Origin of the sequence: Burkholderia ubonensis subsp. mesacidophila, assembly GCF_002097715.1 — a bacterium.
GTDB lineage: Bacteria > Pseudomonadota > Gammaproteobacteria > Burkholderiales > Burkholderiaceae > Burkholderia > Burkholderia mesacidophila.
Genome location: NZ_CP020737.1, coordinates 469,476 through 481,067, shown reverse-complemented (window position 1 = coordinate 481,067; position 11,592 = coordinate 469,476). Strand labels below are relative to the sequence as shown.

At 65.4% G+C, this 11,592-nt stretch carries 8 protein-coding genes; 1 reads left to right on the top strand and 7 read right to left on the bottom strand.

Annotated elements, in window-relative coordinates:
• Nucleotides 1-54 precede the first annotated feature (54 nt).
• A complete protein-coding gene (locus B7P44_RS02310) occupies nt 55-3,225 on the bottom strand; it encodes a type VI secretion system Vgr family protein (RefSeq protein ID WP_084900184.1) in 3,171 nt (1,056 codons plus the stop codon).
• A gap of 310 nt (nt 3,226-3,535) precedes the next feature.
• Here B7P44_RS02310 and B7P44_RS02305 point away from each other — a divergent pair, with 310 nt between their 5' ends.
• On the top strand, nt 3,536-4,336 hold the full coding sequence (locus B7P44_RS02305; protein ID WP_084900181.1) for a transporter substrate-binding domain-containing protein: 801 nt from the start codon (nt 3,536-3,538) through the stop codon (nt 4,334-4,336).
• Nucleotides 4,337-4,430: 94 nt separating this feature from the next.
• Here B7P44_RS02305 and B7P44_RS02300 read toward each other — a convergent pair whose 3' ends face one another.
• The 6 genes from B7P44_RS02300 to tssI all read right to left on the bottom strand — a co-directional run bounded on the left by B7P44_RS02300 (nt 4,431) and on the right by tssI (nt 11,435).
• Nucleotides 4,431-4,634 (bottom strand): hypothetical protein, encoded by a 204-nt coding sequence (locus B7P44_RS02300; protein ID WP_084900178.1) that lies wholly within the window; start codon nt 4,632-4,634, stop codon nt 4,431-4,433.
• Between the two features lie 373 nt (nt 4,635-5,007).
• Nucleotides 5,008-5,268, bottom strand: a complete 261-nt coding sequence (locus B7P44_RS02295) for a hypothetical protein (protein ID WP_084900176.1) — start codon at nt 5,266-5,268, stop codon at nt 5,008-5,010.
• 202 nt (nt 5,269-5,470) lie between these two features.
• Nucleotides 5,471-6,022 (bottom strand): hypothetical protein, encoded by a 552-nt coding sequence (locus B7P44_RS02290; RefSeq protein WP_084900174.1) that lies wholly within the window; start codon nt 6,020-6,022, stop codon nt 5,471-5,473.
• Entirely contained in the window at nt 6,009-7,961 is a 1,953-nt protein-coding gene (locus tag B7P44_RS02285) for a TIGR02594 family protein (protein WP_084900171.1), read from the bottom strand. Before B7P44_RS02285 ends, B7P44_RS02290 begins: the two co-directional genes overlap by 14 nt.
• A 24-nt stretch (nt 7,962-7,985) precedes the next feature.
• Nucleotides 7,986-8,534 (bottom strand): hypothetical protein, encoded by a 549-nt coding sequence (locus B7P44_RS02280; protein ID WP_084900168.1) that lies wholly within the window; start codon nt 8,532-8,534, stop codon nt 7,986-7,988.
• A 3-nt stretch (nt 8,535-8,537) separates the two neighbouring features.
• Nucleotides 8,538-11,435 (bottom strand): type VI secretion system Vgr family protein, encoded by a 2,898-nt coding sequence (gene tssI, locus B7P44_RS02275; protein WP_084900164.1) that lies wholly within the window; start codon nt 11,433-11,435, stop codon nt 8,538-8,540.
• Nucleotides 11,436-11,592 lie beyond the last annotated feature (157 nt).

The following is an 11,592-nucleotide window of genomic DNA, read 5'->3' as shown; positions in this document are numbered from 1 at the left end:
TGTTGTTCGTTCAATTCGCGATTTGTCGTTCTTGGCGGCTGATGCGCCGCCCTCTCAGGATTTCAGCGGTCCGCCGAACCCGCTGGTCGGCAGCTTCATGCCGCCCGCCGCAGTGCCTGCCGCGGACGCCACCGTCGCGCCACCCTTCCCGGCGACGCCCGCGACACCGGGCAACGCCCCCTTCAGCGCGGCATTCGCGGCCGGCGCGGCCAGCGCCGCGAGCCCACCCTGCCGCGCCGCCTGCACCATCCCGGCCACCTGCTGCGCGGCGCCGCTCAGACGCGTGGCCGTCTGCAACGCGGACGCCACGCCCGCACCGCCCAGCGCACTCGCCGCAGCCGGCAAGGCTGCACTCGCCAGCCCGCCCAATGCGGCACCGGCTCCGCCGCCGCTCACGAGCCCCATGGCCGCGCTCGCCGCGGCAGGCGCCATGCCCTGCAACTGACTGGCGAGCTGCCCGGTCGCGGCCGCCTGCGCGGCTTCGGGCGACGGTTCGACGGGTTCGGCCGGCCACTTCGGCTCCTTGAAGTAGTTCGCCGGCTGATCCGACTCGCGCGGGTCCTTCCCGAACTCGACGCGCACCGCACCGGGCGGCAGGCCGCTCACGACCGTATAGCCGTTGCCGTCGAGCGCGCCCTTCTTCAGCACGGCGCCGTTCACGTCCCTCACCGTGAACAGCCCGCCCTTGACCGCTTCGCCGTTCACGTACTTGTGCAGCAATTCCAGCTGCCCCGGCTGATCCGGCCGCGGGCTCGGCAGCGGATACCCCATGCTCGCCGGCCCGCTGAACGCATGCGACGCGCCTTTCACGTCGACTTTCCCCGGCGCATGGATCTCGATATTGCCGCCGGCGATGCGGATATACCCGCCGCCGCTCGTCAGCAGGATGCCCTGGTCGGCTGCGATCTCGATCTTGTCGGTCGACGACAGCAGCTTCACCGTCTTCTGCGCAGTCACTTCGATGCTGTCCGACTGCGCCTGGATCTCGACCTTGCCCTTGCCAGCGAACAGCTTGATCCCCGCGTTCTGCACGAACAGGCTCAGCTTCTGGCCGATGCTCGCGAGCAGCGACTTGCCCGCCGCAACGTGCACGCTCCGCCCGCTGGCGAAGTTCACGTGATCGTTGGCGACGACATGCAGCGACTGCTGCGTCGACATCCCGATCCCGGACGGGCTGCCGAACAGCATCACCGGCTCCTTGAACGCGTTCGCGTTGCCGGTGCCGCCGCCCGCCGTGCGTCCGCCCGACGCGTTGCCCGCCACGCTGTCCTGCGTCGCGTCGGTGAACGCGCGCAGCGCTTCGTACGCGTCCTTCAGGCTTTCCGCCTGATGCTGCTCGCTGACGCCCGACATCGACTCGACGAGGCTCTCGGCGCTCACCAGTTGCTGCTGCGCCTCGTTCGCGTCGAGCGGCTGGCTGTTGGGCGCCTTCGGATGCGTCGTCACGTACAGGCCCCGGCTCGCGCGCACCGCGCCATGCGCATCCGAGCGCAGGTCGAAGCCGCTGCCGAGATACGATCCGCGTGCATTGCCGTTGTGGTCGATGAGGTAGCCGAGATGCAGCAGGCTGTTCGCGCTGCTGCTCATCAGCTGCACGCGGTTCTGCCCCGTGGCGTCGTCCATCACGAGCTGGTTGTAGCCGCTGCCCGAATACTCTTTCGACCGGTACCCGGACAGGATCCCGTCGCTATGCCACTGCGGCCTGGCTGCGCCGTTGTAGACGCGGCCCACGGCCAACGGCCGATCGCAATCGCCGCCGACGTAGTCGATCAGCACCTCCTCGCCGATCCGCGGGATGTGCACGCCGCCATATCCGCCGCCCGTGTCCGACTGCACGACGCGCACCCAGCACGACGCCTTCTCGTCGCCCGGATTCACGCGATCCCAGACGAACTGCACGCGAATGCGGTTCAGCTCGTCGGTATAAACCTCCTCGCCCTGCGGCCCGACGACGATCGCCGTCTCCAGATGCATCTGCGGCTTGCGATGCTCGAACGGGCTGCGGTACGGCACGCTCGCACGCTGCGCCTCGACCTCGACGAGATAGAAGCCGACCGAGCCGTCGCCGTGCGGCACGCGAAACGCCGGATCGCCGGTGCAGCCGGCCTGCGCTTGCGCGAGCGCATCGCGCAGGCTGTGCGGGAACACCGCACCTCCGCTCGACACCGGCAGGTTGTTCTCGATCCACCAGGCCACTTCGATCGTCGCGAACTCGCGCTGGTCGGCCGGGTCGCGGTCGTGCTCCGGATGATCCGACAGCGTGAAGCGCCGTCCCGCGTCGATGCCGCGCACGCCGCCCGCGGCGCGAAAGCGTTTCGCCCCGGATTCCCACGCCTCCATCCGGACCTTCGTCAGATGGTCGCCGCGCGCCTGGTCCAGGTACGTGTACGCGCCGGTGTACTCGTAGACCTCGAGCTGGTCAGGCAGCTCGCCCTGCGTCCCCATCGTCGGCAGCGTCGTGCCTTTCGGGTTCGACGGCACGGACGGGCTCTTGTAGTCGAACGTGCGCGTCGTGCGCGTGACGCTCTGCAGCGTGCGCGTGCCGGTCCATTGCGTGAACGCGTCCGTCTCGCTCGCGGTGCCGGCGCGATAGAAGCGCACCGTCTCCGGCGACAGCGGTGCGAACGCCTGCAGGTTGTCGGTGATCACGAGCGTGTGCGACTTGCCGTCGTCGGCCTGCTGCCAGGCGCAGTAGAGGCCTTCGTCCTCCATCAGGCGGTGTACGAAATGCCAGTCGGTCTCGTGCTGCCGCGTGTACGAGCGGCTCGGCAGCGGCTTCGACAGCGCAAAGCGGAACCGCCCCCGCGCCTGCGGATGGCGGTTCAGCACGTCGGTGACGATCTGGTCGACAGGCGCATCGCTCCAGATCCGCTGATCGCGGCGGAACTTCAGGAAATGGGTGAAATCGGCGAACACGAGCTGGTAGGTCGTGAGCTCGCCGTCGGCGCCCAGCCGGCGCGCGGTGTGCACGTAGCCGTGCATCGGCCGGTAGTCGCGATCGGCCTGCTGGATCCACAACGTCACCGGCTGCGCGATCAGCTTCTTGAGTTCCACGTCGCCGTCCGCCGCCAGCACGTCCAGCGTGAATTCATAGGCGCGCCCGATGCGCGAGCGGCCGACGGCGCGCTGCACCGACAGCGTGTTCGCGCCGAGCGGCGTGTCGAGCTTCAGCAGCCGATCCTGCTGAAGCAAGCCCCCGCGCATCGCGGCAATCACGTTCTGCATGTTCTTATGGCCTCGGTTTTTTCTTTTAAAGCACCCTCGGATGGCGCATCTTCAAATTTCAGCTCGCGCGCATTTTACCGGCAAAATGCGTGTTAATTCAGATAAATGACGTGATTTAAAGGAGTCGGCTCACCCGAAGGGCTGCAATCAGGGCCAATTCCGCTACCGGTCGCGTCGGGTTGCGAGTAGTGTCTAGCTACCCCGTGTTCCGGCCGCCGGACGACGCTTCCGCCGTCCGGGTTGCGCCTCGCGCCCGTCGTCGGCAAGCGGGCGCTGCCGGGCTTTTAAAACATCATTCTGGAGATGCGCCATGAAACCTTCGAAGTTCCTGCTCTCGGGCCTACTGCTCGCGTCCGCCCTGGGCTTCACCGCCGTTGCCGCCCACGCGGACGACCTGCTCGATTCGGTGAAACAGGCGGGCGTGCTCAGGGTCGGCCTGGAGGGCACGTATCCCCCGTTCAACTCGCGCGGCACGTCGGGGCAGCTCGAAGGATTCGACGTCGACGTCGCGAAGGCGGTCGCGACCAAGCTCGGCGTGAAGACGGAATTCATCCCGACCGAGTGGAGCGGCATCATCGCGGGCCTGCAGGCCGGCAAGTTCGACGTGATCGTCAACCAGGTCACCATCACGCCCCAGCGCAAGGAAGTCCTCGACTTCAGCCAGCCGTACACGTATTCCGCCGCGCAGCTGATCCAGCGCAAGGACGACAAGCGCGACTTCAAGTCGCTCGACGAGTTCAAGGGCAAGAAGCTCGGCGTGACGCTCGGCACCAACTATGACCAGATGGCGCGGGCGGTGCCCGGCATCGAGGTGCAGACCTATCCGGGCGCGCCGGAGAAGCTGCGCGATCTCGCGGCCGGCCGGATCGAGGCGACCCTCGACGACCGCCTGATGCTGCCTTACATGATCAAGACGTCGAACCTGCCGCTGCGCCCGGGCGCCGTGCTGAACGGCGGCAAGCAGGAAATGGCGATCCCGTTCCGCAAGGGCAATCCGAAGTTCGAGAAGGCGATCAACGGCGCGCTGACGTCGTTGAAGCAGGACGGGACGCTGAAGAAGATTTCGATGCACTGGTTCGGCAGCGATGTGACGGTGCCGGTCGCGCAGTAATCGATTACATCGTTCGGCGCGTGATGCCGGCCGCCCGGTCGGCGTCACGCGCGGCGCGGGCATCGATCCGGCGGTCGATGGCCCTGCGTTCCGCTCAGGCGGCCTCGTCGAAACGGGCGAGCAATGCCTGTCCGGTCGACGTCAGCGCAGGGCGCGCGGCGACCGGATTCGCACGCACCTGCGTGTCGTCCACCAGACGCTTTTCGACGAGCACGGTGAAGGCCGGATTGGCCAGATCGACGCTGTCCGGCGCGCGCGCAATGCGCAGCAGCAACGAAAATTCATGCGGACTCAGCATGGTCCTTGTCTCCCTGTGTCTCCGGCGGCTCGGCACGAACCGCGTTCGATCATCTTCTGGAATGAAATGGTGCAGGCGCGCAGTCGATGCGCGCGATCCCGCCTCGACACGTGCGGCACGCGCGCGTCGTCACCGGCGGCGCGGGCATGGAACCGTCGCGGTTCCACCGCGCAGCGCAATGCGCTCCGTCCCCTGGAAACGTTCCCGGCTGGCACATGGGACCGGGGCGGCGCGTTGGCAGGGACGGCGAAGTCGCCGTCGCGAGAACGTCAAACCTTATTGGGTCAGCGTGACGCGTACGTGACACCAAAAAGGGGCGCGCAAGCGCCCTCCCCACGCCATGCACGGCGCGTCCTGCGGCGCGATTCGATGCTCAGCGCGTTCGGTCGTCGCCGTCGGATTCTTCCTGCTCGAGGATTTCAAGCACGCGTGCGGCCTTGCCGTGCAGTTCGCGTTCGAGCTTGATTTGCTGACGGTCGTCGGCCCGGAGCCACGTGTACGCATCCAGCACTTCGGTGCTGGTCGGACCGATGTCGAGGATCTGCGCGATGATTTCGTCTTCCATCGGACCGACGATCGCGCGAATCTCGCTTGCCGTGGCCGTGGAGCTTGCGGAATGGTGCGTGACTGACATGATGACGCCCCCCATTAAAGACGTGCGCGACAGGCCGGATATCGGTGCCCGGGGAGGCGGGCGATGCGGGAGAACGGCCGGCCGCGCTCATGCGGCGGCCGGAATCGGTGCGCCGCCGCCGTTGCACGACACCGTGTCAGGATACGCTTTTGCGGCGGGAAGAACGGGGCACACCGATGTCGGGAGACGCGTGACGCACCGCTCAGTTGCAAGCCTCCATCCCGAGCATGCCGGTCTGCAGCGTGACACGCCCGTGATCCTTGATGAACGACAGAGAGAATGCACGGGTGCGCTGACCGTACACGCATTGAGCGCTTTTCTCGTTTCCGGCGAAGTTGAATTCGGACACGCATCGATTCGCGGGAAACGTGGCCGACGTGCGCACCGCATCCGGGTGGTGATCGCGCCCCGGGTAGTACAGGTACGTCGAATCGAGCGCCGTCTTGAACGATCCGTACAGGTCCGGATGCTGGCCAAGGAAGGTCGCAACGGCACGCGCACGCGCCGGGCCGCCAGACGCATGCGCGAGCGACTGCGACAGATCCACGACGTTGGTATCGAACGAAAAATCAGGGGCTGCATACGCCGCGAAGCCACCGGGCGACGGGAATGTCGCCCAGAAATCGCGGTCGAGCTGCTTGACCTCGGCCTGCGTCAGACAGTTCTCCGCAGGCGGACGCGCGAAGGCGGACGCGCTGCCCAACGCTGCCATCGAAAACACGACGGACACGCACCACGTCTTAACGGTCTGCATTTTTCTTCTTCTTGGAAAAAGTAATGTGGAATTCATCGTTGAGATCCTTCGGCGTGCTCGTTTCGAGTTTCACGCCCTTGGCCAGTTGCTCCTGAGCGAATTTCAGATAGGCCGCCGGGACATAGAACCCCTTCAGTTCGGACGGCAACTGCATGCCGAAATTGATCGCATCGCTCTGATTCCCGCCCAGCAGGATCGGCGCACCCGTGCTCGTCTGCGCGTAGACGAAAGCCGCATGCCCTCCTTTGCGGTGCTTGTACACCGCAACGGCGCCGAATACCGGCTTGTCGATCTTCACGAAATTGCCGCTGTGACGGAACGACTGCGAATCGGGCGGCGCGGCCGTCATCTTGTACTTCGCCTTTTTCAGGCACCAGTTCACGAACGACGCACACCACGGATTGCCATCGCCGACCAGCGACTTGAGCGCACTGCCGACTTCGTGATGGTAGTTGATCGTCTTCGTGATGACGTCTTCCTTCTGTCCATGCCAAAGCTTGGCCTGCTCGATCGCGAACGCCATCCAGGGTGCTTCCTGGGAATCCCCGTTCACCACCGCCACCGGGTGCCCCTGCCCCTGCTTGCTGCGATCGAGCGTGGCGTCTGCATTGCCGGACTTCGCCGCATCCGCAGGGAGCGACGATGCCGCGGGCGCCGATGCGGCCGCCGCGTCCGATTCGGTGTGCGGCGCTTCCGCGCGGGCCACTTCGCCATGCGAAGCCCCCGCGCTCGGGTGTGCTTCGCCGGCTCGGCCAGCCGGCTTCGGCTGGCTCGCGGCGCCGGGCGCGCCACTCGCGCTGGCCGGCTTCTCCGTGCCGAGCACTGACGCCACGATATCGCTGAGATCGCCCTCTTTCTCGTTCGACACCGAACCGCTGCCGTGCGCGCCGCCCCGGCCGCTGCTTGCCGGCTTCGGGGCGGCTTCAGGCTTCGGAGCGGCTTCAGGCTTCGGCTTCGTCCGAGAATGGGACGCGTGACCGTCCTCGGGCTTCGGCATGTTGATGTACAGATAATCGCCGGCAAAAATCCGCGTCGAATGCAGGTGATTGTCCTTTTGCAACTGCTCGACGCTCACCTTGAATTTCGCGGCGATCTTGCCGAGCGTATCGCCGGAAACGATTCGGTAGCGAAATCCCGCCGGCTTGTCGTGACGGACCGGATCCTTCGCGAAATGACTGCCCGTCGGCGCCGACACCGTGATCAGGTCGTGAAAGAACACATACGCGGCCGATTTCGCCTGCGTCACGATCTCGCCGATCTGCTTGAGCCCCTCGGAATGCTCGATGAACAGCTGGATCTGCTCGCCGGCCGCCGCGAACGGCATCAGCGGAAGCTGGCCGGTCTTGTCGGTCTTCGCCACGACGTCCTTGCCCTTGCTTCGCACGACGACCTTCTGGTCGGGAATCGGCTTCGCGCCGTCGGAGAGCGTCACCGATGCCGTGCGAATCCATTGTTCGTGTCGCGTGTTCACGAGATTGTTGTAGCCCTCGTGCTGCTTCATCACGGTCATCATCGCCTCGAGTTCGGCGTCGCTCATCGAGTCGAGCCTGCGCTTGCGGTCGTATCCCGTTCCCTTGCAGATCGCCGCGATGTACCGCTCCGTGTCGTTCTCCTCCGGCGGCGCGTAGACATACATCGCATCGGAGATCGACATCGCATTGTATTTCCGGCGCAGCAACGCAAATTTTTCCTTCCAGCCTGTGTCGTAGTCCGGAAAGATGTAGAACTCGCCGCTCTTGGAATCGCCGATGCCGATATGGGTCCTGACGACGCCCGGGGGCCGTTTGCCCTTGCGGATCGGCGGCGGCCGCATGTCGCCGGGATTGTTGAATCGCCACGGGATCGTGCCGCCGCTGCGCAGCAGGATGTCGCCATTGTCGGCGACGTACTGCACCGTCAGCGTCGCCTTGTCGTGAGTTGCGGAAATGAACTTTGGCATGTCGTGATACTCGCGATGACGAACTCAGTGCAGACCTTTCGCGGTCTCGGACAGTGCGCGTTCGACCGTATAGTCCTGCTGCTCGGCGTACTTGCCCTCCGCTACCGGGGCAAAGTAATAGGTCCATTCCGCTTCGCCGCCGGTGAACAGGCGGTACGTCTTCGTCGTCACGACGCCAGGCTGGTTATAGCCGCGCACGGCATCCTTGTGCGCGGTGACGAGGTAGACGTTCGGGCCTTTCACGGCGACGAGCGCGTCGGTGATGGTCTCTTCGCCGCCGTTGAAGGTGCTGAACGACAACTTGTAGTCGTTGAGCTTCTTCTTGTCGTTGACGATCGGGATCAGGTACAGCGTGTGATCGTCGGCCTGCAGATAGAGCGTGTAGTTCCGGTAACGCAGGCGGGCATTGTCCGACAACACACCGGAGACCAGCATCAGCGTGCCGTCCGTGACGTTCCAGCGAACGGCGCCGCGCTCGTATTGTTCGGCATGCGCGCTGCTCAGAGGCAGGGCGGCAGCGGCAAGGACGGTCGCGGCGGCCGCGACGCTACGCAAAAAACGGGATGTCTTCATGGATTACGCTTCGCCTTCGAGAATGCGGGCCAATACGGTGGGCGTGATCAGGGTCGCGAGATGATCGGCGTCGACGAACTGCGCGTCCCGATCCTCGTGTGCAAGATGGAATGGGTCATCGTCGGGAGACAGCTCGGACTCGGCTTCATGCTCTTCGCCGGCCACGCGCTGCTCGGTCGTGACCGGGTGCGGTTGCCAGGTGTCCGAACCGATCCGCAGCGTCAGCGTATCGGGTTGATCGACGATCGCGCGCGGCAGCCGTCCGTCCGCCGCGATCTGTCCGGCGTGAAGGACCGTGTTCGCGCTGTCGACGATCTGGAACGGCTTGCCGACCCAGCCGATATCGTTCGCGACGTGATCCGCGCCGAATGCCGCGAAGCGCAGGCTGTGCTTGCCGAGCAGTTCGCCCGTGGGCATCGGCGGCAACGGGTACGACATGTTCGCCGGGCCGTTGAACAGGTGTTGGGCGCCCTTGATGTCGACCTTGCCGGGCGCGTGAATCTCGATGTTGCCCCCCTCGATGCGAATGTACGCGCCCCCCGAGGTCAGCACGATGCCCTTGTCGGCCGCGATCTCGACCGTGGCGGTCGACGACAGCACCTTGACGGTCTTCTGGGCGGTCATCTCGACGTTATCGCTCTGCGCCTGGATCTCGACCTTGCCCTTGCCGGCGAACAGCTTCATGCCCGCGTTCTGCACGAACAGGCTCAGCTTGTCGGCGACGCTCGCGACCAGCGACTTGCCGCTCGCGATGTGCGTGCTCATGCCGCTCACGAGATTGAGATGCTGGTCCGCCGCCACGTGCACGTTCTGCTGCGTCGACAACGCGATGCCCGCCGGGCTCCCGAGCACCATCACCGGCTCCTTGAACGCGTTCGCGTTGCCGGTCCCGCCCCCTGCCGTGCGGCCGCCCGACGCGCTGCCGGCCATGCTGTCCTGCGTCGCATCGACGAACTTCTTCAACGCGTCGTAGCCGGGCTTGAGCGGCTCGGCATGGTGCTGCTCGCTGACTTCCGACAGCGTGTCGACCAGGCTTTCCGCATTGACGAGCTGCTGCTGCGTTTCCTTCACGTCGAGCGGCTGGCTGTTCGCCTGCTTCGGATGCGTCGTGACGTACAGGCCCCGCCCGGCGCGCACCGCGCCGTACGAATCGGTCTTCAGGTCGAAACCGGAGCCGAGATACGCGCCGCGCGCGTTACCGCTCTGGTCGATCAGGTAGCCGAGGTGAAGCCCGGAGTTCGCGCTGCTGCTGAACAGCCGCGCGCGGTTCTGCCCCGTCGCGTCGTCGAGCACCATCTCGTTGAAGCCCGCGCCCGCATACTCTTTCGACCGGTAGCCCGACAGGATCCCGTTGCTGTGCCATTGCGGCTTCACCGCGCCGTTGTAGATGCGATGCAGGACGATCGGCCGGTCGCAGTCCCCGCCGACGTAGCCGACGAGCACTTCCTCGCCGATGCGCGGAACGTGCACGCTCCCGTAGCCGCCGCCGGTATCCGACTGCGCGACGCGCACCCAGCACGATGCGCGTTCGTTGCCCGGATTCTGGCGATCCCAGATGAACATCACCTTGATCCGGTTCAGTTCGTCCGTGTAGACCTCTTCCCCTTTCGGGCCGACCACGATCGCCGTCTCGAGCTGCATCTCCGGCTTCTCGTGCTCGAACGGGCTGCGATACGGCACGCTCACGCGCTGCGATTCGACCTCGACCAGATAGAAGCCCGCCGAGCCGTCCGCGTGCGCAACCTTGAACGCGCCTTCGCTCGCGCGGCCCGCCTTCGCCTGCGTCAGGTCGCCTTGCAGGCTGTGCGGGAAGTCGGCGTCCTGCGCCGAGATCGGCAGGTTGTTCTCGATGTACCGCCAGACCTTGATCGCCGCGAATTCGCGTTCGTTTTCCGGGTCGCGGTCGTGTTCCGGATGATCGGCCAGCACAAAACGTTGCCCGGCATCGATCCCGCGCAACCCGCCCGCGCCGAAAAACCGCTTCGCGCGCGACTCCCACTCCTCCAGGCGGACTTTCGACAGCTGTTCGCCGCGATCCTGATCGGCGTACGTATAGGCGCCGGTGTATTCGTACACTTCGGCCTGCTCCGGCAGGTTCCCCTGACCGGCCCGCGTCGGCAGCGCCGTCCCGTTGGGATTGAACGCCGCGGACGGCGACTTGTAGTCGAACGTGCGTGTCGTATGCAGGGTGCTCTGCAAGGTCCGGGAACCGGCCCATTGCGTGAACGCGTCGGTTTCGCTGCCGGTTCCCGATCGGTAGAACCTGACGCGCCGTGACGGCGCTTCATCGAGCGAATGAAGGGTGTCGGTGATGACGAACGTGTGCGCCTTGCCGTCCTGGCTCTGCTGCCAGAAGCCGAACAGCCCTTCGTCCTCCATCAAGCGATGCACGAAGTTCCAGTCGGTCTCGCTTTGACGGCAGTACGAGCGCTGCGGCAGCGGCTTCGACAGCGCGAACTGGAAATGGCCCCGGGCCTGCGGATGCTGGTTGAAGACGTCCGCGATGATCTCGTCGGCGGACTGATCCTGCCAGTACCGCATGTCGCTGCGGAACTTCAGGAAATGCATCCACGACCCATACGTCAATTGATAGGTCGACAGGCTGCCGTCCGCGCCGAGCCGCCGAGCGGTATGGATGTAGCCGTTGATGGCCAGGTAGGACTTGTCCGCCTGCTGGATCCACAGCGTGATCGGCTGGGCGATCAGCGTCTTGAGTTCGATGTTGCCCGCGGAGGACACCATGTCGAGCGTCACGCGGAAGTCGCGGCCCAACTCGGAACAGGTCACCGCGCGGCGCGGCACGATCGTGTTCGGTGGCAACGACGGAATGTCCGTCTTGAGCAATCGGTCTTGCTGGATCAGGCCGCCACGAATGGCCTGGACCAAGTCGGTCATGTTCATGCGTAATCCGTTGTTGTTTTGTCGGCCGGCGACAAACCGTTCTCTCGTGGGGACGGCCGCCCCCAAACTGCATGTCGCCGGCGATTCTACCGGTTTTCGTCTGCCGAATCGTGTCGTGAGCGGGCTCAAGCGCACGCCAGCGGCGGGTTCTCACAAT